The organism is Streptomyces sp. NPDC002784, assembly GCF_053592135.1.
Map to the genome: position 1 here is coordinate 447,742 of NZ_JBSFVD010000002.1, position 20,769 is coordinate 468,510.

Here is a 20,769-nt window from a genome sequence, read left to right on the forward strand (position 1 = left end):
ACCTACCCGGCACCACTGACAATCAGAGAGCCGCGCTCTGGCCGGGCGCCAGCCGCAGGTGCTCGGCGCCGCCGAGGGCGCCGATCTGCTTGTCGTAGATCGGCCGGGCGAGGTCGGTGAGCAGGGCGTCGTGGATGTCGTAGGCGCGCCGCGGTTTCACCTCGCGGACGTACTCGATGACCTCCGAGATCTTGCTCCAGGGGGCCATGACCGGGAGCATCAGCGTCTCGACCGGGTGGTCGGGGACGGTGAGGGCGTCGCCGGGGTGGAAGACGCGGCCGCCGTCGATGAGATAGCCGACGTTGGTGATCCGCGGGATGTCCGGGTGGATGACCGCGTGCAGTTCGCCGTGGACCTGGACGTCGAAGCCCGCCGCGGTGAAGGTGTCGCCGTGGCCGACGGTGTGCACCCGGCCCGGGAAGGCGGCCGAGATCTGCTCCGCGACCGACCGCAGGGTCCAGATCTCGGCGGCCGGGTTGGCCTCCATCGCGGTGCGCAGCCGCTCTTCGCTGAAGTGGTCGGGGTGCTCGTGCGTGACGAGGATCGCGTCCGCGCCGACGGCGGCGTCCTCCTCGGTGAAGCCTCCGGGGTCGAGGACGAGCGCGCGTCCGTCCTTCTCCAGGCGGACGCAGGCGTGCGTCTTCTTCGTGAACCTCATGGCACCATCCTGCCCCCGCGCCGGCGCGGGGGATCACTCGGTGGGGGTGGTCTCCTCGCGTATCACCTGCTGCGCCACCGTGAACGCGCTGTTCGCCGCCGGTACACCGCAGTAGACCGCGGCCTGCAGCAGCACTTCCTTGATCTCGGCGGGCGTGAGGCCGTTGCGCAGCGCGGCCCGCACATGGAAGGCCAGCTCGTCCAGGTGGCCGCCGGCGACCAGGGCGGTGAGGGTGACGCAGCTGCGCGTACGCCGGTCGAGGCCGGGACGGTCCCAGATCTCGCCCCAGGCGTAGCGGGTGACGAACTCCTGGAAGTCGCCCGAGAACTCGTCGGCCTGCGCCAGCGCCCGGTCCACGTGCGCGTCGCCGAGCACCTCGCGGCGCACCTTCAGGCCGGCGTCGTACGGATCGGGCCGGCCGCCCTCCATCGGGGCGGGGACGGCGGCCGGGGCGATCTCGGCGATGGGCGCGGGCTGCGGGGGCGCGACCGGCGCCGGAGCGGCGAGGACCGGCTGCACGGGCGCCGCGGCGATGGCGACCTGGCCGGTGGACGGCTCGTAGACGGGCTGCCAGGCGGTGGAGAAGTGCCTGACCAGCAGATCGGTGACGGCCGCCGGCTGCTCCACCGGGACGAGGTGGGAGGCGCCGGGGACCACGGCGAGCCGCGCGTCCGGGATGCCGGCGACCAGGGTGCGGGCCTCGGCGGGGCCGGTGACCTGGTCCTCGGAGCCGACCAGGACCAGGGTGGGCACACCGATGCTGGTCAGCTCGGTGCGCACGTCGAAGGAGGCGAGCGCCTCGCAGGCGGCGATGTAGCAGCCGGGGTCGGTGGTGCGCACCATCTGCACGGCCCAGTCGGTGATGGCGGGCTGGGCGCCGGCGAAGCCCTGGGTGAACCAGCGCTCGGGCGAACTGCGGGCGATGGGATCGAGGCCGTTCGTCCGGACGATCACCCCGCGCTGCCGGAACTCGTCGGCGGTGCCGAAGCGGGGCGAGGCGGCGATCAGGGCGAGCGAGGCCAGCCGCTCGGGGTTGCGCAGCGCCAGCTCCACTCCGATGGCGCCGCCGAACGCGCAGCCCGCGTAGCCGAAGCGCTGCACGCCGAGACCGTCCAGCGTGACGAGCAGCCGCGTGGCCAGCTCGGCGACCGATCCGGCCGGGTACGCCGGGGCGCCGCCGTGTCCCGGCAGGTCGAACCGGAAGACCCGCCACTGCTTCGTCAGCTCGGGGACCTGACGATCCCACATGTGCCAGGTGGTGCCGAGCGACGGGCCGAGGATGAGGACCGGGGCGTCTTGCGGGCCGTCGAAGCGGTACTGGAGGGCAGGGGTCTTCGTCTCACTCACCGCTCCACGCTAGCGTCCGCGCCTCGGTGCCCCGCCCCCGGTCCCCCACTCCCCCCATCCGGCTCCCATACTTCGGCGACGAATCCTCACACGCTCTTCACCGGGCGCTCCCGGTCCGCCGTCATGGCCCGACCGGACCGCCCAGGCCGGTCAGCGCGCCGACGGGGTCCAGGTCCGGGGTGCCGCGCGGCCACCAGTCGTCGTGGCCCGGTTCCGATTCGTACGCGTACCACAGGCCGTCGCGGCCGAGGCGGAGCTGGACATGGCCGCGGGGGTGGGTGAGGCGGTTGCGCCAGGGGCGGAACGCCGGGAGGTCGGCGGCCAGGAGCAGGGGGCGGGCCCGGTCGAAGCGGCCGGCCGGCGGGTCCCATGCCTCCTCCAGTACGGCGAGCCCCTGCTCGCCGCCCTGGCGCCACGCGGCGACCGCCCGGGCCAGGTCGGCGGGCGTGCGGCCAGCGGCGGAGGCGAGCGAGGCGTACAGGGCGCGGGTGCCCGCGGTGAGGCCGGCTCCGGGGCGGGCCGCGGCGAGTCGTACGGCGTCCTGCCACAGCGTCAGTTCCGCGAGCGGGTCGTGGCCGGTGCCGAGCAGGGCGTGTGCGCGGGCGGCGGCGTCGGTGGCCAGCTGGTCAAGCGCGAACGGGTCCGGGCCGCCCGGTGCCGCCGGATAGACGGGGGGCTGCTCGGGGTGCGGCGGGACCGGCAGCGGTGGCGGGAGCGGCGGGAGTTCGCGGGGTGCGAGAGCGTCGCTCGCCCGTACGCCCGGCAGTGGCGCCGGTCCCTGGTCCTGCGCGGCCCGGGCCGCCCGCGCGGCGCTCAGGCGGGACAGGGCGTCCAGGAGCTCGCGCTCACCGCGGCCGCGCAGCAGGAGCAGGACGAAGGGGTCGGCGTCGAGCAGACGTGCCGTCTGGTAGCAGAGGGCGGCCGCGTGTTTGCAGGGGTGGCCGTGGTCCGGGCAGCTGCACTGGGGCTCCAGGTCCCCCGGGCCGGGCAGCAGCGGCACACCGCACTCGGCGAGGGAGTGCGGCATCTCCTTGTCGAGCAGCGCGGCGATATGCCCGGGCCGCTCGACGGCGACGTCCAGGAACCGCTCCCAGTCGGCGTCGTCGAGCGTCCGCAACCGCACCTGCACGCGGTACGGCCGGGGGCGGCTCCCCTTCACATACGCGAGGACCAGGCCGGGGGTGACGGTGATGGCGTCCACGTGCCCCTGCTCGGCGTAACCCCTCCCGCGCGCCAGCCGCTTGGGGTCGAGCGCCCCTTCTTCCAGCGCCGCCACCCAGGCATTGCCCCACCACGTCTCGGCGAACCCGGTCCCACCGGCGCCTCCGGCGGGAAGGGCGGGGAAGGTACGCCGGTGGTCCCCGTCCCGGGAGGGAGCGGCCATGCTGCGGGGCACTGCATGGAGGTCGGGGACCGTCGGACCGGCGCCACGGGCATCTGCAGGGGGCTCGGGAGCCGCCCGGTCGGCGCCACGGGTATCGGCGTGGGCATCCGCATGCAGCCGGTCGGCGTCGTGGGTACCGGCACTGGCACTTCCCTGGCTGGGGGCAGGCGGGTTGGGAGGCATCGGGTCGGCGTCGGGTGCGTCGGGGGTCCGGGGCCGGGAATCGCGTCCGGTATCGCCGGTCTCGGTCGGCTTCTCCTCCGGGGAATCCGCATCGGCGGGCAGTCGGAAGGCGCCGGAGAGCAGTTCCCGCAGGGCGCGGGCGCGGGCCGCCGGTGCGTCGCTCCGCGCGGGGCGGGGGTGACGCGCGCGTCCCGGGACCGGGGTCGCCGGGTTCGGCTCGGCCCGGCGCGCGGCACGCAGCGCTTCCCGCGCGACATCCGCGGGGCGCGCCGCCGGCGGGTCGGCGGAGGCGGTCCCGGGCGTGCCCGCCCCGGTGTCACCCGCCGGGTCCGGGCCGTCCCCGGCACCGGCGCGCCGCAGCGCGGCACGTGCCACGTCGCCGGGGCGAGCCTCACGCGTGTCCGTCCCCGTCATGGCGGGACCCGAACCACCGGACCGCTCGCCCTTGGCCGCGCTCTTGCCCTCCCGTTCCCGTGCCATCCGCAACGCCCGCCGAGCCGCCTCGGACAGCTCCCCGGCAGGCCGCTTCACGTCACCGAACTCCCCGCCCATGCCCATCGGCTCGGGGCGCAGCACCCGACCGCCCTCCTCCGACAGCCCGGTCACGGGACGGTCCTCGCCCCCAGGACCCCCGCCCTCCCCTACATCCGCGCCGGAAGCACCCCCGTCCCTCGCCTCCCGCTCCCGGGCGGCCCTGAGCGCGCGGCGGGCCTCTTCCGATGGGCGGGGGGTCATGAGGTCCTCCGCAGGGAGACCAGGTCGGAGAGTTCGCGGGCCGTCAGTTCGGTGAGGGCGGCTTCGCCGGAGCCGAGGATCGCGTCGGCCAGAGCCCGCTTGGACTCCAGCATGTCCGCGATGCGGTCCTCGATCGTGCCCTCGGTGATGAGGCGATGGACCTGGACGGGCTGGGTCTGGCCGATGCGGTAGGCGCGGTCGGTGGCCTGTTCCTCCACGGCCGGGTTCCACCAGCGGTCGAAGTGGACGACATGGCCGGCCCGGGTGAGGTTCAGGCCGGTGCCGGCCGCCTTCAGGGAGAGCACCAGGACCGGGGTCTCGCCCGCCTGGAAGCGGTCCACCATGCGTTCGCGCTCGGGCACCGGTGTGCCGCCGTGGAGGAGGTCCACGGGGACCGCGCGGGAGGCGAGGTGGGAGGTGATCAGCCGGGCCATCCCCACGTACTGCGTGAAGACCAGCGCCGAGCCGTCCTCCGACAGCAGGGTGTCCAGCAGTTCGTCGAGCAGCGCCAGCTTGCCGGAACGGGTCACCAGGGACTCGCCCGCGGCGGGCTCCTTCAGGTACAGCGCGGGGTGGTCGCAGATCTGCTTCAGCGCCGACAGCAGCTTCAGGACCAGGCCCCGGCGCGCCATGCCCTCCGCCGTCTCGATGGCGAGCATCGACTCCCGCACCACCGCCTCGTACAGCGCGGCCTGTTCACGGGTGAGCGGCACCGGGTGGTCGGTCTCGGTCTTGGGCGGCAGCTCCGGGACGATCCCGGGGTCGGACTTCTTGCGGCGCAGGAGGAAGGGCCGCACGAGCCGCGCCAGCCGCTCCACCGCCTCCTGGTCCTCGCCGTTCTCCACCGCCCGCGCGTGCCGGGCCCGGAAGGACTTCAAGGGGCCGAGGAGCCCCGGGGTCGTCCAGTCCAGCAGGGCCCACAGCTCGGAGAGGTTGTTCTCCACCGGGGTGCCGGTCAGCGCCACCCGCGCCGGGGTCGGAATGGTGCGCAGCGCCTTGGCCGTCGCCGAGTAGGGGTTCTTCACGTGCTGGGCCTCGTCCGCGACGACCATGCCCCAGGCCTGCTGGGCGAGGACCGGCGCCGCGGACCGCATGGTGCCGTACGTCGTGAGGACGAACCCGCCGGTCAGGTCGTCCAGGGTGCGGTCGGGGCCGTGGAAGCGGCGCACGGGGACGCCGGGCGCGAAGCGGGTGATCTCGCGCTGCCAGTTGCCGAGCAGGGAGGCCGGGCAGATCACCAGGGTCGGTTCGCTGCGGGCCCGCTTCAGGTGCAGCGCGATGAGGGTGACGGTCTTGCCGAGGCCCATGTCGTCGGCGAGGCAGCCGCCGAGGCCCAGGGAGGTCATGAGGTCCAGCCAGGCCAGGCCGCGGAGCTGGTAGTCGCGCAGGGTGGCGGCCAGGCCGGGCGGTGGCGCGGCGGGGCGGACGCCCGCCGTGAGGCGGTCGCGCAGGGCGGCGAGGGCGCCGACCGGCACCGCCTCCACCGACTCGCCGTCGACCTCCGCGGTGCCGGTGAGGGCGACGGACAGCGCGTCGACCGGGTCGAGCAGGCCCAGTTCGCGCTTGCGGGCCTTGCGGACCAGGGCGGGGTCCACCAGCACCCAGTGGTCGCGCAGCCGGACGACCGGGCGATGCGCCTCGGCGAGCGCGTCCATCTCGGCCTCGCTGAGCGGCTCCCCGCCGAGCGCCAGCTGCCAGCGGAACTGGAGCAGGTCCTCGCTCTCGAAGAAGCCGGTGCCGTCGGTCGCCGAACCCGGGGCGGGCCGTACCACCGCGGCGGCGGTGAGGTCCTGGGCGAGGTCGCGGGGCCAGTGCACCCCGACGCCCGCCGCCGCGAGCCGGGTCGCCGCGACCCCCAGCAGATCGCCCAACTCCTCGTCGGACAAGGCCAGTACGTCGGGTACGTCCTGCTCGGCGAGCCGGTCCAGCGGCGGCCAGACCCGGGCCGCGCGGCGCACCGCGAGGGCGGCGTCGACCCGCGCGCGGGGACCGAAGGCCGCGTCCGCCTCGCCCGCCCACAGCGCCGCCGCGTCGGCGACCAGGGTGGGGTCGGCGAGGCTGTGCACCTGGACGATCGCCGCGCCCGCGTGGCGCACGCCCTCCTCGCTGTCGAACAGCTGGTGGGCCGCCAGGTCCAGGCGCAGCGAGATCCGGACGCCCGCGTCCATTCCGGCGGCGACCTCGGCCGCCCAGTCGTGGGCGTCGGGCAGGCGCTGCGGCCGGCGGTCCGCGAAGGGCTTCCCGCAGGCGTGGGGAGCGGCCGGGGTGCGGGGCAGGGTGTCGGCGACCGCGTCGAGGAAGGAGCGCATCAGGGCTTCCGGCTCGGGCAGCCGGAGCGGTCCCGGGCCGGGCAGCGGCACCGCGTGTCCTTCGGGGGGCAGGGCGGCGGCGATGGCCCGCAGGTGCGCGATGTCGTCCGGGCCGAGGGGGCCGGCCCGCCAGGCGTCGTGGCCGGTGGGGGTCAGTCCGGGGAGGAGCCGGCCGCGCGCGGTGAGCCGTAGGGCGTGCTGGGCGGCGGCGCCCCAGGCGGCGGTGGCGGGGTGGGCCGCGGGGTCGCGGCGGGCGCGGACGAGGAGGGGCAGCGCGGCGTCCAGGGGGAGGGTCAGGGCGGGGGCGGGCCTGCGGCGGACCCCGGTGCCGTGCCGCCGTACCACCGTCAGCTCGGTGGGCCCGGGGCCCGCGGGCAGGGGGGCGTCCTCGGGGTCCCAGAAGGCGATCCGGCCCTCGCGCGGCAGGGGCGCGGGCAGGAAGACGGCGGCGAGGCGCACGGGCACGAAGTCCGCCGTACGGAGATCGCCGGTGCGGTCGGCCGCTGTCGCGGTGTCCCTCATACGCCCTGTCACCTCCCGTCCCTGAGTCGGATCAGTCGTCTTCGACTCTACGGGCGGGGTCTGACAACCGGCCCCGCCGCCCGGCCCTGGCGGGGCGGACGGCCAGGGAACCGTGCGGGAGACGACGTAGACCATGCCGGACGGCCAGGGAACCGTGCGGGAGACGACCTGGACCATGCCGGACGGCTAGGGAACCGTGCGGGAGACGACGTAGACCATGGGGAAGGTCGGGTTGCCCGTGTTCACCACGATGTCCTGGGTGGGGGCCGGGTTCTTCTGCTCGCGGACGATCCCGAAGTACTCGCCGGGCCGGGAGCCCTCGCCGGCGAACTTCCAGCCGGTGACCTTCTGGTCCCGGGCGCCGATGGTGATGTCGCCCCGCTGGAGGTCGTTGCGGTGCAGCCCGAGTTCGGCCAGGAAGGCGTCCAGGCCGGCGTGCGTGGTCTGGAACTGGACGTAGAGCCGGCTGGTGCGCCAGTTGTTCGTCTCGTAGTACGCGACCTGGTTCGCGGGGTGCGGGACCGGCACCTGGTAGAGGCGGCGCTGGACCTTGGACGGCCAGCCCTCGGTGAGTCCCCGCGCCGCGTACTTGGCCTCCTTGTCCTTGCCGCTGTCCCGGCTCTGATTGGCGGAGATCACCAGGTAGCCGGCCGGGACGCCGATGAGCAGGACGATGATGAGCAGGGTGAGCGCCCGGCGGCGGATCATGTGGCGCCGGTTCTCGGCGGGCCGCGACGGCTCGTCCGCCGGTTCGGCCTGGTGCGGCAGTTCAGGGGTCACGCGGGCCCCTGCGACGCACGGCGGGAGGACACGTACCGCTCGTAGCGCTCATGGCGCTCCACCCGGCGCCGGTTGGCGCGCCGGAAGCGGCGGGCGACCAGGCGGGCGAGGTCGGCGGCGCCGACCATGCCGGCCTCGGGGCCGAGCTGGGCGCGCGCGATACGGGCCTCGGGGCGGTAGCCGCGCCCGGTCAGATGGCGCTTGAAGGCGTCCCGCGCGGGGACGATGAGCAGGTCGTCGGCGGCCGAGACACCGCCGCCGATGACGAAGCAGGACGGGTCGAGGGCCGCCGCGAGGTTGGCGATGCCGACGCCGAGCCACTGGCCGATGTCCTGGAGCAGCTCGATGCACATGGCGTCGCCGTCCCGGGCCAGCTCGGTGATGACGGGGCCGGTGATGTCGGAGACGCTGCCCTTGACGTGCTCGATGAGGCCGTACGCCACCGGGGAGTCGGCCGCGGCCAGCTCACGGGCCTCGCGCACCAAGGCGTTGCCCGAGCTGTACTGCTCCCAGCAGCCGCGGTTGCCGCACGGGCAGCGGTGGCCGCCGGGCACGACCTGCATATGGCCGAACTCGCCGGCCACGCCGAACTTGCCGCGCTTGACCTGCCCGTCCTCCAGGATCGCGCCGCCGATGCCGGTGCCCAGCGTGATCATCACCAGGTGGGTCTCGCCGCGGCCCGCGCCGAAGCGCCACTCGGCCCAGGCGGCGGTGTTGGCGTCGTTGTCGACCAGGACGGGCACGGCGAGCCGTTCGGCGATGCGGTCCCTGAGCGGCTCGTTGCGCCAGGACAGGTGCGGGGCGAACAGGATGCGGTTGCGGTCGGCGTCCACCCAGCCGGCCGCGCCGATGCCGACGGCGTGCACGTCGTGCCGGTCGGACAGGTCCAGCACCAGTTCGACGATGGTGTCCTCGACGACCTTGGGGCTCTTGGACTTGTCCGGGGTCTCCGCGCGGAGCTTCTCCAGGATGTTGCCGTCGGCGTCGACGACGCCGGCCATCACCTTGGTGCCGCCGATGTCGATGCCCACGGTGGGCACTCGGGGGGCGGTCAGGTGGGACCGGCGCTCCCTTGTGCCGACTGTGCGCAGAGCCGTGGCGCGGCGGGAGCCGATGGGGGCGTTGAAGGTGCCGTAGGTGCTCATCGGGCCCGATTCTGCCTCACCGCGGGTATGGGTGCCGTCGAGGGAAACAATGGGGTGGTTTCTGTCGTACGCCGCCTACCGGCCGGTGTGCGGTCGCTCGCGCAGTTCCCCGCGCCCCTGGGTACGGGTCAGCTCATGACGTAGATCGTCCAGCTCGTTGCCGCCCGCCATCTGCCTGGTCAACTCGTCGAGGTCGATGGTTTCCCGCGTGTAGCCGCCCACCATCGTGCCCCTCTTCAGCAGCACGAAGCGGTCGCCGACCATATAGGCGTGGTGCGGGTTGTGTGTGATGAACACAACCCCCAGGCCCTCGTCCCGCGCCGCCGCCACGAGCTTCAGGACCACGCCGGACTGCTTCACGCCGAGCGCCGCCGTCGGTTCGTCCAGCACCAGGACCTTCGCTCCGAAGTGCACGGCCCGCGCGATGGCCACGCACTGGCGTTCGCCGCCGGAGAGGGTGCCGATGGGCTGGTCGACGTCGCGGAGGTCGATGCCCATCTTCCGCAGCTCCGCGTAGGTGGCGCGGCGCATGTGGTCGACGTCCAGGCGCTTGAAGGGGCCGACGCCCTTGCGGGGCTCGGAGCCGAGGAAGAAGTTCCGCCACACCGGCATCAGCGGTACGACGGCCAGGTCCTGGTAGACCGTGGCGATGCCGCGGTCCAGGGCCTCGCGCGGGGAGGACAGCTTCGTCTCCTCGCCGTCGAGGCGCAGGACGCCGCCGTCGTGCTGGTGCAGCCCCGAGATGATCTTGATGAGGGTGGACTTGCCCGCGCCGTTGTCGCCCAGGACGCAGGTGATCTCGCCCGCGTGGACCTCCAGGGAGACCCCTTCCAGGGCGCGGATGCTGCCGTAGTGCTTGCTGACGTCGGCCAGCTCGACGAGTGTCACTTGGTGGCCTCCGCGCGCTTGCGGACCCAGGCGTTGAGCAGGGTCGCGAGGAGCAGCATCGCTCCGAGGAAGAACTTGAACCAGTCGGGGTTCCACTCGGCGTAGACGATGCCCTTGCTGGTCATGCCGAAGATGAACGCGCCGACCGCGGAGCCGACCGCGCTGCCGTAGCCGCCGGTGATCAGACAGCCGCCGATGACGGCCGCGATGATGTAGATCAGCTCGTTGCCGACGCCCTCGCCGGACTGGACGACGTCGTACGAGAAGAGCAGGTGCTGGCCCAGGATCCAGGCGCCGAAGGCGACGCCCATGTAGAGGCCGATCTTGGTCCTGGCGACGGGAACGCCGACCGCTCGGGCCGCGTCCTGGTTGCCGCCGACCGCGAAGATCCAGTTGCCGGCGCGGGTGCGCAGCAGGATCCAGGAGGCGACGGCGACCAGGCCGAACCACCACAGGATCGTCACCTTGACGTCGACGCCGCCGATGGTCAGCGTCGAGGCGAAGACGTCGCGCGCGCTCGGGAAGCCCTCCATGTCGGCGATCGACTTGGTGGAGACGGTGCCGTCGATCAGCTTGGTGAAGCCGAGGTTCATGCCGGTCAGCATCAGGAAGGTGCCGAGCGTGATGATGAAGCTCGGCAGCTTGGTGCGGGTGAGCATGATGCCGTTGAACGCGCCGATGGCCAGGGTGACCAGCAGGGACACCCCGACGCCGACCCAGGTGTTGGCCGTCATCTGGTAGCTGAACATCGACGACACCAGGGCCGAGGACGTCACCATCACGCCCGCCGACAGGTCGAACTCGCCGCCGATCATCAGCAGGGCGACGGGGACCGCCATGATGCCGATGGTGGAGGACGCGTACAGGACCGTGCTGAGGCTGGCGGCGCGCAGGAAGCCGTCGGCGGCGAGCGCGAAGAAGACGAAGACGGCGAGGGCGCCGACGACCGAGCCGAGTTCGGGGCGGCCGAGGAGCTTGCGCAGCGGTGAGGTCTCGACGAGCCGTTCGTCGACGGTGGCGGCGCTCATCGGGTGCCCCGCTTGGTGTACTCCTCCAGCGCCGCGGCCTGGTCCTGGGTGATGATCTGCGGGCCGGTGAGCACGGGCCTGCCGCCGCCGAGGACGTCGTCGTTGTACTTGTACAGCCACAGCAGGTCGACGGCCTCGTAGCCCTGAAGGTAGGGCTGCTGGTCGACGGCGAAGCCGAGGGTGCCGTCCTTGAGCGAGGCCGCGACCTTGGCGTTGAGGTCGAAGGTGTCGATCTCGGCGTCGCTGCCGGCGCCCTGCTTGGCCTTGACGGCGGTGTCGGCGTACGGGGCGCCGAGCGTGACGACCGCGTCGATGGAGTCGTCGGCCTGGAGCTTGGCCTCGATGGCGGACTGCACGTCCGGCATGCTCGTGCCGTTGACGTACAGGTCCTGGACGGTGCCGTCGAAGGTCTTCTTCACGCCGTCGCAGCGCTGTTCGTGACCGACGTTGCCCTGCTCGTGCAGCACGCAGACGGCCTTCTCGCGGCCGCGCTTGTTGAGCTCCTCGCCGACGGCCTCGCCGGCGATGGTCTCGTCCTGTCCGATGTGGGTGAGCGCGCCGAACGCCTTGGACTGCTCCGAGCCGGAGTTCACCGTGATCACCGGGATGCCGGCTTTGCGGGCGCGGGCCACGGCGGCCTTCATGGCGTCGGGCTTGGCGAAGGTGACGATGATCCCGTCGACCTGCTTGTCGACGGCGGCGTCGACGAGCTGCGCCTGCTGCTGGCCCTCGTCGTCGTGCGAGTACAGGAAGTTGATGTTGTCCTTGACGGCCGCCTGCTCGGCGCCGCTCTGCACGATGTCCCAGAAGGTGTCGCCATCGCCCGAGTGGGTGATCATCGCGAAGGTCCAGCGGGGGGTGTTCACCGCCGCCTTCCCCTGGGCCGCCGCGGCCTTGCGGGCGTCCTCGGCGCGCTTGCCGCCGGTGCTGCTGCATCCGGCCAGGGACACGCACAGTGCCCCCGCCAGCGCGAATCCTGCCCAGGTCCTCAACCGTGCCACGAGGCCGTGCCCTTCTTGCTGTGTGCTGACGTACGCAAGGGGCCAGTGACATCACCAGCCCCAAACGCCCCAGTATCAAACACAGGGATCATGCGCCTGGCGACCGGGGACCGCGAGTCGGTCGCCTTGTCCGGACATTGAGACGAACCAGGGGGCCGGGAGAAGGACCTCTATGGCCGTACGAGGAGCTGGAACTCGAAGGCGTAGCGGCTCGGGCGGTAGATGTGATCGCCGAACTCGACGGCGCGGCCGGTGTCGTCGAAGGTGGTGCGCTGCATGGTGAGCAGCGGGGCGCCCTCGTCCTCGGTGAGCCGCTCGGCCTCGGCGGCGGTCGCGGAGCGGGCGCCGATGGACTGGCGGGCGCTGTGCAGGGTGATCCCGGCGCCGCGCATCAGCCGGTACAGGCCGGTGGCCTCCAGCTGCGCGGTGTCCAGGTCGAGCAGTCCGCCGGGCAGGTGGTTGCACAGGTACGCCATCGGCTCGCCGTGCGCGAGGCGCAGCCGCTCCACCCGGTGCACGTCGCCGCCCTCGGGGACGCCGAGCGCGGCGGCCACTTCGGCGGAGGCCGGGACGACGGTGTTGACCAGCACCTTCGTGGCCGGGCGCTGGCCGGCGGCCTCCAGGTCGTCGAAGAGGCTGCTGAGCTCCAGGGGGCGCTTGACCTGGCTGTGCACGACCTGGGTGCCGACGCCGCGTCGGCGGACCAGCAGGCCCTTGTCGACGAGCGACTGGATGGCCTGGCGGACGGTGGGCCGGGAGAGGCCGAGGCGTGCGGCGAGCTCGATCTCGTTGCCCAGCAGGCTGCCGGGAGTGAGCGCTCCGTGCTCGATCGCCGCCTCCAGCTGCTGGGACAGCTGGAAGTACAGCGGCACCGGGCTGCTGCGGTCCACACGCAGGGCGAGCGACACGGTCGGGTCCACTTCTGGTTTCGGCACGGGCCGAGCGTAGCTCCATGGCCGGTTGACGGGAAGTCGTGTAGTTCGATTGTCCGGACATTCAGATTGACAGGGTGGCCGGTGCGACCGCACTTTGGTCCCATGCGCATCGGAGTCATCGGTACCGGCCGGATCGGGACGATCCACGCGAACACCCTGAGCCGGCACCGGGAGGTCGGATCCCTGATCCTCACGGACGCCGATCCGGCGCGGGCGGCGGAGCTGGCCCTGCGGCTGGGCGAGACGGCGGCGCCGGGGGTGGACGAGATCTTCCGGTGGGGCGTGGACGCGGTGGTCATCACCACGGCCACCCCGGCGCACGCCGAGCTGATCGGGCGGGCGGCGCGGTCGGGGCTTCCGGTGTTCTGCGAGAAGCCCATCGCGCTGGACCTGCCCGGCACGCTCCAGGCGATCGCCGAGGTGGAGACCGCCGGAACGATCCTTCAGATGGGGTTCCAGCGCCGCTTCGACGCGGGGTATCTGGGCGCCCGGGAAGCGGTGCGCGCCGGGCGGCTGGGACGGCTGCACACCGTACGGGCGCTCACCAGCGACCAGGCGCCGCCGCCGGCCGCGTATCTGCCCGGGTCCGGCGGGCTGTACCGGGACACGCTGATCCATGACTTCGACGCGCTGCGCTGGGTGACCGGGCGCGAGGTGACCGAGGTGTACGCGGCCGGATCCGACGCCGGTCCCGCGATGTTCCGGGAGGCGGGCGACGTCGACACCGCGGCGGTGGTGCTCACGCTGGACGACGGCACCCTCGCCACGGCCACGGCGACCCGGATGAACGGCGCGGGGTACGACGTGCGCATGGAGCTGGCCGGGGAGCGGGACACGGTCGTCGTCGGCCTGGACGACCGCACGCCGATCGCGTCCACGGAACCGAGCGGGCCCCCGGCCGCCGACAAGCCCTGGCCCGGCTTCCTGGAACGCTTCGGACCCGCCTACGAGGCCGAGCTGGCGGCGTTCGTCGAGGTGGTCCGGGGCGAGCGGGCCAACCCCTGCGACGGCCGCGAGGCCTTGCAGGCCCTGCGGATCGCCGAGGCCTGCGAACGGTCCAGACACGAGCACCGTCCGGTACACCCGGCCGAACTGCCGGGCGGCCACGAGACGTCGGCGGTCTGACCGCCGACGGAGGGTCCGTCCCCAGCGGGTGGGTCCCGTCCCCCGACGGGTGCGGTCCGACCGCCGACGGGTGGGTCCCGTTCCCCGGTGGGTGGGGTGCTGTCCCCCAGCGGGCGGGTCCCGTCCCCCAGCGGGTGGGTCCCGTCCCCCGACGGGTGCGGTCCGACCGCCGACGGGTGGGTCCCGTTCCCCGGTGGGTGGGTTCCGTCCCCCAGCGGGTGGGTCCCGTCCCCCGACGGGTGCGGTCCGACCGCCGACGACCGGGGTGCGACCGCCGGCGACCTGAGTGCGACCGCCGGCGACTGGGGCCTGACCCCCGGCCATCGGCGTCTGACCCTCGACTATCGGCGTCTGACCACTCGACGACCGGGGCCCAAGCCCCCACGGCCGGGGGCGAAACCCGACCACCGGGGTGTGACACCGCCCCCCGGGACCTGCCCCCGCGACCGCCGGGGCCCCCACGGCCGGGTAGCGACCCCCGGGACCTGACACCCCACCACCGGGGCCTGGCCTCCCGCGGCCGGAGTGGGCCCCCGCCCGACCGCCGGGATCTGACACCCGACCACCAGGGTCCGCCCCTCGGCGACCCGGGCCTGACACCCGACGAGGGCCCAATCCCCGACAGGCCGAGGCGCAACCCCGACTACCCGGGCCACACCCGACGACTGGGGCCTACTCCCCGACGACCGGGGTGCGACCCTCGGCGGCCGGGACCCGGCACGCGACGGCCGGGGTGTGACCCCCGGCCATCAGGGCCCGACACCCGGCGACCGGGGTCCGGCGACCGGGGTCCGGCGTCCGGGGTCCCGCGGCGCGCGTTCGGTGGCGCACGCCTCCGGAGCCCGCCGTGTCTACCAGCGCACCGGCAGGGTGCGCATGCCTCGGATCAGCATGCCTGGGAGCCATTCGCCGGGTGGGCCGTCGAGGGCGAGGTGCGGGGCGCGGTCCAGGAGTGTGCGGATCGCCGTGCGCGCTTCCAGGCGGGCCAGGGGGGCGCCCAGGCAGAAGTGGATGCCGTGGCCGAAGGCGACATGGCCACGGGTGTCGCGGCGGATGTCGAAGCGGTCCGGGTCGGGGTAGCGGCCGGCGTCCCGGTCCGCCGCGGTGAGGCAGATCATCACCGGGTCGCCCGCCTCGATCCGGGCGCCCCCTATCTCCAGCGGCTCGGCGGCGTACCGGAAGGTGGCGTTCTCCACCGGGCCCTCGTAGCGCAGCATCTCCTCGACCGCGCCGTCGAGGAGGGTCATGTCGGCCCGGAGGGCGGCGAGTTGGTCGGGATGGGTGAGCAGGGCGTGGACGCCGCTGCTGATGAGGTTGACCGTGGTCTCGTGGCCGGCGATCAGCAGGATGAAGGCCATGCCGCGCAGTTCGTCCGGGGAGAGCCGGTCGCCGTCCTCCGCGGTGGTGCGGATCAGGTCGCTGAGCAGGTCGCCGCCCGGCCCCGCGGCCCGCTTGGCCTCGATCAGGTCGGTGAAGTACGCGGCGAGGCCGACGTAGGCGTCGTACTCACTGCCCGTGCTGCTGGGCGCGACCGCCTCCGTGGACATCTTGCGGAACTCCGCGCGGTCCATCTCGGGCACGCCGAGCAGTTCGCAGATGACGGTGAGCGGGAGGGGGTGCGCGAAGGACTCCACCAGGTCGGCGCGGCCGTGCGGCAGCATCGCGTCCAGGAGGTCGTCGGTGATCCGCTGGACGCGCGGGCGCAGCTCCTCCACCCGGCGCATGGTGAAGGCGCGGGAGATCAGGCCGCGCAGCCTGGTGTGCTGGGGCGGATCGCAGACCAGGAGGTTCTTGCCGATCATCTCCTCGTCCAGGGACGACATGCCGATCTTGGAGGCGTCCTTGGACAGACGCGGGTCGGCCAGCGCCGCGCGTGCCTCCTCATGGCCGACGACGAGCCAGGTCGCGGACTCCCACTCGGGCGGCCGGACGCGGTGGACGGGCCCCATGGCCCGCAGGCTCGCGTACGCCACATGCGGATTGCGGCGGAACTCCTCGCCGAACTCCCCCAGATCGATGACACCGCTCATGACCGCTCCCCCTCGGACCCTTCCCCCCGACACCCTCACAACGGATGGGCCCCGCGCCTAGTGCCCCTTCTCGTCGGGTTCTTCGAGGAGCCCCGCGTCATGGGCGAGCAGGGCGATCTGGACCCGGTTGTTGAGGTCGAGCTTGGTCAGGATGCGGGAGACGTGCGTCTTGACCGTGGCGACGCTCAGGAACAGGGCGCCGGCGATCTCCGCGTTGGACAGGCCGCGGCCCACCGCGACGGCGACCTCGCGCTCGCGCTCGTTCAGGGCGGCGATCCGGGCCCGCGCGCGGGTGCGGCGGGTGCCGGCGGCGGCGCCCGCCGCGTGCTCCATCAACTGCCGTGTCACCGTGGGCGACAGGACCGGATCACCCGCGGCGACCCGCCGTACCGCCTCGACGATCTCCGCGGGCGGGGTGTCCTTCAGGACGAATCCGGCGGCGCCCGCGCGCAGGGCACGCAGGACGTGCTCGTCGGCGTGGAAGGTGGTGAGCAGGACCACCTGCGGGGCGTCGGGTCGGCCGCGCAGCCGCTCCGTGGCGGTGAGACCGTCCACCGAGGGCATCCGGATGTCCATCAGGACGACGTCCGGGCGGGTGCGCTCGACGAGGTCCCCGACCTCCGCGCCGTCGGCGGCCTCTCCGACGATCTCGATGTCGTCCGCGCCGCCCATCATCAGGGACAGACCGGCCCGCACCAGCGGATCGTCGTCGACGAGGAGGAGTCTGATCGCAGTCATGGCGCTTACGTAATCATGATTGCCGGGGCGGGACGCGCGCGCTGCGACATCGAGCGGGAACTGCCGCCGCCGGCCGAGGTGTTCGGGATGCCGGTGGCGGCGTGGAGCCCGGTGCGGGGCGGGCTCCGCCGGATCCGCCGAGGCCGGTGCGGCTCGGGCCCGGCCGTCACCCCCAGGGCAGCCAGGCCCGTACCTCGAAGCCGCCGTCCGTCGTCGGGCCGTGGGCCAGGCGGCCCCCGGTCAGGGTCGCCCGTTCGGTCAGCCCGATCAGTCCCTGCCCGGAGCCCGGCACCGGCGGTACGTCGCCGTCCGGCGCCGGATTGCGCAGGCACACGTCGAGGCCCTCGCCCGGGCCGCCGGTGACCGTGACGGTGACCTCGGTGCCGGGGGCGTGCTTGCGGGCGTTGGTCAGGCCCTCCTGGGCGATGCGGTAGGCGGTGCGGCCCACGGAGGCGGGGACGGCGGCGGGGTCGGTGACGCGGAGGTCGAGGGTGACCTTCATCCCGGCCTCGCGGGACTCGGTGACCAGCGCCTCCAGCGCGCCGAGGGTGGGCTGGGGCCGGCTGGTGTCGTCGCGCTCCCCCGCCCGCAGTACGCCGATGATCTCCCGCAGGTCCTGGAGCGCCTCGTGGGCGCTCTCCCGGATCACCCCGGCGGCCCGCACGATCTCCTCCCGGGGCGCGTCCGGCCGGAACTCCAGCGCGCCCGCGTGCACGCTCAGCAGGGTCAGCCGGTGGGCGAGGACGTCGTGCATCTCCCGGGCGATGGCCTCGCGGGCCAGCCGCTGCGCCTGCTCGGCCCGCAGTCGCGCCTCGGTCTCGGCTCGGCGGGCGCGGTCCCGCAGACTGAGCATGAGCTGGCGCCTGGAGCGCACGAACATGCCCCAGCCGACGACGGCACCGGTGAGCACGACGCCGATGAACAGCGTCCAGCCGTACGGGATCTCGGGGTCGGGCCGGTACCAGTAGAACAGCGGCGTCACCGCCAGCCCGGCCCCGCTCACCCAGGCCACGTAACGGAAGGGGCGGTGCACGGCGAGGGTGAACATCGCCACCAGGCTCGCGCCGCCCGCGGTGGCCGACAGGAAGGCGACCGGGATCATCGCCACGGCGAGCCCGAGCGGCCAGCGGCGGCGCAGCCAGACGGCCGCGCAGGCGAGCGCGCCCAGCACCTGGTCGAGGGCGGCGACGGCCTCCGGCAGCTTCTCCTGCTCCATGGCGTCGGCGCTGAGCAGGCCGAAGGAGATGGCCACCAGGAAGCACGAGAAGTCGACCACCCAGTCCCGCGCGGTGCGCCGGTGGCGCCGCCCCGCCCGCTCGTCGTCGGGGTCGAGTTCCTTCACCACGGCCGAGGGCAGCAGCCAGGGCTGCTCGACGAAGGGCTGCGACTCGGGCCCTGGCATATCACCGCTCACGGTCGACAAATCTACGCAGCCGAGCGCCCCGGCACCCCTGCCCCGGCGGGATCGTCGACCAAAGTCGCGGCACGTCAGACTTTCGGCGCGCCGAGGCACGGGAGGCGGGGACTTCGGTCGGGCCGGTCCCGCCCCGCGGCCGATGTCCGTGGGGGGTCCGCGGGGCGAGGGTCTGTCCATGAAGCAGTTGCTGGAACTTCTCGGATTCCTCGCCCTGGTCCAGGGCGTCGCCGGTCTGCTGCACCAGTTCACCGACTGGGACTGGGGGCTGGTACAGCGGGTCGGCCTGTTCGACGGCTACGAGCTCTACGCGAGCATCACGCTGCTGGTGCTGGCGTTCGCGCTCTTCGCCGTCGCCGAGAACCGGGGATCCGGCTGACCGCGGACCGGACCCCCGGCTGCACCGGCGGCCTCAGCAGCCGTAGTCGATCAGGTCGAACGAGGCGTAGTGGTCGGCCGTGTAGTAGTCCTCCTGGTGTTCCTCGCCGGTGACGATCCGGCGTGCCCCACGCGTGGACGCACCGGGCGTGATGACCGTGTACTCGTGGTAGTACCCGGTGGACTGGCCGGGCAGGATGCCTTCGCGGTTCTGGAAGACGGTGCCGTCCTGGGTGTACGGGAAGGGACCGCCCCGCTCGATCAGGTCGAGCGTGTCGTGTGCCTGGGAGGGCAGGGCGCCGTAGCAGATGTCGCCGACCGCGGCGGCGGCCGGGGTGGCGGTGACGGTGCCGCCGACGAGGAGGGCGGACAGGACGGCGGCCGCGGCGCCGAGGCGAGTGATCCGTGGGGGGAATCTCATGGCCCCATGATGATGCGCGTAGACCATGGCACGTCAATGACCACCCGGCGGATCTTCACGGCAAGTCCGCGAAGGTGACGGGGAGTTGACCCGCCGGGGCCGGTGTCGATCCGCGGCGTCACGCGTTCTCGGGGAGTTCGAACGCGCCGTATTCGGGCTTCCCGGCCACGTCGTAGGTCCGGATGGAGACGCCCGTGGAGGTGACGCTGCCGCCCGTGCCGCGGAAGGCGGTCGGGGCGGTGCGCTCCGGGAAGAGGCGGTGGCCCGCGCCCAGGACCACCGGGAAGGTCAGCAGGTGCAGGGTGTCGAGGACGCCCAGGCCGAGCAGGGAGTGGACGAGGGCGCCGCTGCCGTGGATCTGCAGTTCGCCGTCGGTGCGCTCCTTCAGGGCGGTGACCTCCTTGGCGAGGTCGCCGCTGATCACGGTCGTGCCGTCCCAGTCCGGGTCGGTGAGGGTGGCGGAGGCGACGTACTTCGGCAGGGTGTTCAGCCGCGAGGCGACCGGGTCCTCGGGGTCGGTCACCTTGGGCCAGTAGCCGCTGAAGATGTCGTACGTCCGGCGGCCGAGGAGGAAGGCGCCGGCGCGGTCGAAGACGTCGCTGATGAACCGTCCGAAGTCGTCGTCGGCGTACGGGAAACTCCAGCCGCCCTGATCGAAGCCGTCGCGGGTGTCCTCCTGGGGGCCGCCGGGGGCCTGGTAGACGCCGTCGAGGGTGACGAAGACCGTGGAGACGAGCTTGCCCATGGCGGGTACCTGCTTCCTGTTGCGGGATCTGCTGTCATCAGGGCAGACCCCGCGGGCCCCCGCAACTCATCGGTCCGGCGGGCGAGGAGTGCCGGTGATCTCCATGTCCGTACGCCGCCAGCGCCGGGGCGGGCGGGCCGCTGGGATGGACCCATGACTTCTGACAACGGAAACGACAAAGGCACTCTTGACGGCAAGGTGGCCCTGGTGACCGGCGGCAGCCGGGGCATCGGTGCGGCGACGGCGGTGCGGCTGGCCCGGGCCGGCGCGGATGTGGCCGTGACGTATGTGAACGGCAAGGAGGCGGCCTCGGACGTCGTCCGGGCCGTGGAGGCGCTCGGGCGGCGCGGGGTGGCGCTGCGCGCGGACTCCGCGGACGCCGGGGAGGCGGCGGAGGCCGTGGGGCGTACGGCGTCGGCGCTGGGCGGGCTGGACGTACTGGTGAACAACGCGGGCGTGGGGGTGATCGGGCCGCTGGAGACCCTGTCGGCCAAGGACGTGGACCGGGTGCTGGCGGTGAACGTGCGGGGGGTGTTCCTGGCCGCGCAGGCGGCTGCCGCGCTGATGCCGGAGGGCGGGCGGATCATCACGATCGGCTCGTGCATGGCGCAGCGGGTGCCCGGCCCCGGGGGGACCCTCTACACGATGAGCAAGTCGGCGCTGATCGGGCTGACGAAGGCGCTGGCGCGGGAGCTGGGGGCGCGGGGCATCACGGCGAACATCGTGCACCCCGGCCCGATCGACACGGACATGAACCCGGCGGACGGTCCGTACGGGCCCGACCAGGCGGCCATCACGGCTCTGGGCCGCTTCGGCACGGCGGAGGAGGTCGCCTCCACGGTGGTGCATCTGGCGGGGGCGTCCTATGTGACCGGCGCGGAGTTCTCCGTGGACGGCGGCCACGCGGCATGACCGCGGCGGCGGGGGTGGCCGCCCCCGCCGCCCGCCACCCTCCGTGGCGGCGCCGCACGAGCAAGCGGCGGGGGTCGCCGCCCCCGCCGCC

18 protein-coding genes are annotated in these 20,769 nt (G+C 73.5%); 3 read left to right on the top strand and 15 right to left on the bottom strand.

The genetic code is table 11. From position 1 onward, the window contains the following. Nucleotides 1–22: 22 nt before the first annotated feature. From ACWD1Z_RS06660 to ACWD1Z_RS06705, 10 genes are all read right to left on the bottom strand, one after another. Nucleotides 23–658 carry an MBL fold metallo-hydrolase gene (locus tag ACWD1Z_RS06660; protein ID WP_451116108.1) on the bottom strand — a complete coding sequence of 212 codons (636 nt, stop codon included), beginning with the start codon at nt 656–658 and terminating at the stop codon, nt 23–25. 33 nt (nt 659–691) lie between these two features. Continuing rightward, nucleotides 692–2,005 carry a bifunctional 3-oxoadipate enol-lactonase/4-carboxymuconolactone decarboxylase PcaDC gene (gene pcaDC, locus ACWD1Z_RS06665; RefSeq protein WP_451116110.1) on the bottom strand — a complete coding sequence of 438 codons (1,314 nt, stop codon included), beginning with the start codon at nt 2,003–2,005 and terminating at the stop codon, nt 692–694. Between the two features lie 121 nt (nt 2,006–2,126). Further along, a complete protein-coding gene (locus ACWD1Z_RS06670; RefSeq protein ID WP_451116112.1) occupies nt 2,127–4,307 on the bottom strand; it encodes an SWIM zinc finger family protein in 2,181 nt (726 codons plus the stop codon). Continuing rightward, nucleotides 4,304–7,138 (bottom strand): DEAD/DEAH box helicase, encoded by a 2,835-nt coding sequence (locus ACWD1Z_RS06675; protein WP_451116113.1) that lies wholly within the window; start codon nt 7,136–7,138, stop codon nt 4,304–4,306. The genes ACWD1Z_RS06670 and ACWD1Z_RS06675 overlap by 4 nt, the downstream gene beginning before the upstream one ends. Nucleotides 7,139–7,324: 186 nt before the next feature. Beyond that, nucleotides 7,325–7,918 (bottom strand): sugar kinase, encoded by a 594-nt coding sequence (locus ACWD1Z_RS06680; protein WP_451116115.1) that lies wholly within the window; start codon nt 7,916–7,918, stop codon nt 7,325–7,327. Continuing rightward, the gene (locus ACWD1Z_RS06685; RefSeq protein WP_451116117.1) at nt 7,915–9,063 is read right to left on the bottom strand and encodes an ROK family glucokinase; all 1,149 of its coding nucleotides are present in this window, start codon (nt 9,061–9,063) and stop codon (nt 7,915–7,917) included. Before ACWD1Z_RS06685 ends, ACWD1Z_RS06680 begins: the two co-directional genes overlap by 4 nt. Before the next feature lie 75 nt (nt 9,064–9,138). Then, nucleotides 9,139–9,951 (bottom strand): ATP-binding cassette domain-containing protein, encoded by an 813-nt coding sequence (locus ACWD1Z_RS06690; protein WP_451116119.1) that lies wholly within the window; start codon nt 9,949–9,951, stop codon nt 9,139–9,141. After that, the gene (locus ACWD1Z_RS06695) at nt 9,948–10,979 is read right to left on the bottom strand and encodes an ABC transporter permease (RefSeq protein ID WP_451116120.1); all 1,032 of its coding nucleotides are present in this window, start codon (nt 10,977–10,979) and stop codon (nt 9,948–9,950) included. The genes ACWD1Z_RS06690 and ACWD1Z_RS06695 overlap by 4 nt, the downstream gene beginning before the upstream one ends. Then, a complete protein-coding gene (locus ACWD1Z_RS06700; RefSeq protein ID WP_451116122.1) occupies nt 10,976–11,980 on the bottom strand; it encodes a sugar ABC transporter substrate-binding protein in 1,005 nt (334 codons plus the stop codon). Before ACWD1Z_RS06700 ends, ACWD1Z_RS06695 begins: the two co-directional genes overlap by 4 nt. A gap of 170 nt (nt 11,981–12,150) precedes the next feature. Next, nucleotides 12,151–12,888 carry a GntR family transcriptional regulator gene (locus ACWD1Z_RS06705; protein WP_451116345.1) on the bottom strand — a complete coding sequence of 246 codons (738 nt, stop codon included), beginning with the start codon at nt 12,886–12,888 and terminating at the stop codon, nt 12,151–12,153. Nucleotides 12,889–13,017: 129 nt separating this feature from the next. On the opposite strand from ACWD1Z_RS06705, the gene ACWD1Z_RS06710 reads away from it, so the two are divergent. Continuing rightward, a complete protein-coding gene (locus ACWD1Z_RS06710) occupies nt 13,018–14,040 on the top strand; it encodes a Gfo/Idh/MocA family protein (protein WP_451116123.1) in 1,023 nt (340 codons plus the stop codon). A gap of 851 nt (nt 14,041–14,891) precedes the next feature. Here the strand turns inward: ACWD1Z_RS06710 and ACWD1Z_RS06715 are convergent. The 3 genes from ACWD1Z_RS06715 to ACWD1Z_RS06725 all read right to left on the bottom strand — a co-directional run bounded on the left by ACWD1Z_RS06715 (nt 14,892) and on the right by ACWD1Z_RS06725 (nt 18,210). Continuing rightward, the gene (locus ACWD1Z_RS06715; protein ID WP_451116125.1) at nt 14,892–16,070 is read right to left on the bottom strand and encodes a cytochrome P450 family protein; all 1,179 of its coding nucleotides are present in this window, start codon (nt 16,068–16,070) and stop codon (nt 14,892–14,894) included. A gap of 57 nt (nt 16,071–16,127) precedes the next feature. Next, the gene (locus ACWD1Z_RS06720) at nt 16,128–16,808 is read right to left on the bottom strand and encodes a response regulator transcription factor (RefSeq protein WP_451116127.1); all 681 of its coding nucleotides are present in this window, start codon (nt 16,806–16,808) and stop codon (nt 16,128–16,130) included. 166 nt (nt 16,809–16,974) lie between these two features. Beyond that, complete coding sequence (locus tag ACWD1Z_RS06725) at nt 16,975–18,210, bottom strand: sensor histidine kinase (protein WP_451116128.1); 1,236 nt, start codon at nt 18,208–18,210, stop codon at nt 16,975–16,977. Between the two features lie 190 nt (nt 18,211–18,400). Here ACWD1Z_RS06725 and ACWD1Z_RS06730 point away from each other — a divergent pair, with 190 nt between their 5' ends. Next, nucleotides 18,401–18,601 (top strand): hypothetical protein, encoded by a 201-nt coding sequence (locus ACWD1Z_RS06730; RefSeq protein ID WP_451116130.1) that lies wholly within the window; start codon nt 18,401–18,403, stop codon nt 18,599–18,601. Between the two features lie 33 nt (nt 18,602–18,634). On the opposite strand, the gene ACWD1Z_RS06735 is transcribed toward ACWD1Z_RS06730, so the two are convergent. Both ACWD1Z_RS06735 and ACWD1Z_RS06740 read right to left on the bottom strand, forming a co-directional pair. Next, entirely contained in the window at nt 18,635–19,021 is a 387-nt protein-coding gene (locus ACWD1Z_RS06735; RefSeq protein WP_451116131.1) for a ribonuclease domain-containing protein, read from the bottom strand. Between the two features lie 118 nt (nt 19,022–19,139). Then, on the bottom strand, nt 19,140–19,766 hold the full coding sequence (locus ACWD1Z_RS06740; protein ID WP_451116133.1) for a dihydrofolate reductase family protein: 627 nt from the start codon (nt 19,764–19,766) through the stop codon (nt 19,140–19,142). 153 nt (nt 19,767–19,919) lie between these two features. Between ACWD1Z_RS06740 and ACWD1Z_RS06745 the strand changes: the two genes are divergently transcribed. Beyond that, nucleotides 19,920–20,678 (top strand): SDR family NAD(P)-dependent oxidoreductase, encoded by a 759-nt coding sequence (locus ACWD1Z_RS06745; protein ID WP_451116134.1) that lies wholly within the window; start codon nt 19,920–19,922, stop codon nt 20,676–20,678. Nucleotides 20,679–20,769 lie beyond the last annotated feature (91 nt).

What these genes read in the sequence shown, in the direction of transcription:
- ACWD1Z_RS06745 (WP_451116134.1), top strand. Translation starts at nt 19,920, where the DNA reads ATGACTTCTGACAACGGAAACGACAAAGGCACTCTTGACGGCAAGGTG.
- ACWD1Z_RS06675 (WP_451116113.1), bottom strand. Translation starts at nt 7,138, where the DNA reads ATGAGGGACACCGCGACAGCGGCCGACCGCACCGGCGATCTCCGTACG.
- ACWD1Z_RS06730 (WP_451116130.1), top strand. Translation starts at nt 18,401, where the DNA reads ATGAAGCAGTTGCTGGAACTTCTCGGATTCCTCGCCCTGGTCCAGGGC.
- ACWD1Z_RS06670 (WP_451116112.1), bottom strand. Translation starts at nt 4,307, where the DNA reads ATGACCCCCCGCCCATCGGAAGAGGCCCGCCGCGCGCTCAGGGCCGCC.
- ACWD1Z_RS06720 (WP_451116127.1), bottom strand. Translation starts at nt 16,808, where the DNA reads ATGACTGCGATCAGACTCCTCCTCGTCGACGACGATCCGCTGGTGCGG.
- ACWD1Z_RS06710 (WP_451116123.1), top strand. Translation starts at nt 13,018, where the DNA reads ATGCGCATCGGAGTCATCGGTACCGGCCGGATCGGGACGATCCACGCG.
- ACWD1Z_RS06725 (WP_451116128.1), bottom strand. Translation starts at nt 18,210, where the DNA reads ATGCCAGGGCCCGAGTCGCAGCCCTTCGTCGAGCAGCCCTGGCTGCTG.
- ACWD1Z_RS06695 (WP_451116120.1), bottom strand. Translation starts at nt 10,979, where the DNA reads ATGAGCGCCGCCACCGTCGACGAACGGCTCGTCGAGACCTCACCGCTG.
- ACWD1Z_RS06660 (WP_451116108.1), bottom strand. Translation starts at nt 658, where the DNA reads ATGAGGTTCACGAAGAAGACGCACGCCTGCGTCCGCCTGGAGAAGGAC.
- ACWD1Z_RS06715 (WP_451116125.1), bottom strand. Translation starts at nt 16,070, where the DNA reads ATGAGCGGTGTCATCGATCTGGGGGAGTTCGGCGAGGAGTTCCGCCGC.
- ACWD1Z_RS06735 (WP_451116131.1), bottom strand. Translation starts at nt 19,021, where the DNA reads ATGAGATTCCCCCCACGGATCACTCGCCTCGGCGCCGCGGCCGCCGTC.
- ACWD1Z_RS06740 (WP_451116133.1), bottom strand. Translation starts at nt 19,766, where the DNA reads ATGGGCAAGCTCGTCTCCACGGTCTTCGTCACCCTCGACGGCGTCTAC.
- ACWD1Z_RS06685 (WP_451116117.1), bottom strand. Translation starts at nt 9,063, where the DNA reads ATGAGCACCTACGGCACCTTCAACGCCCCCATCGGCTCCCGCCGCGCC.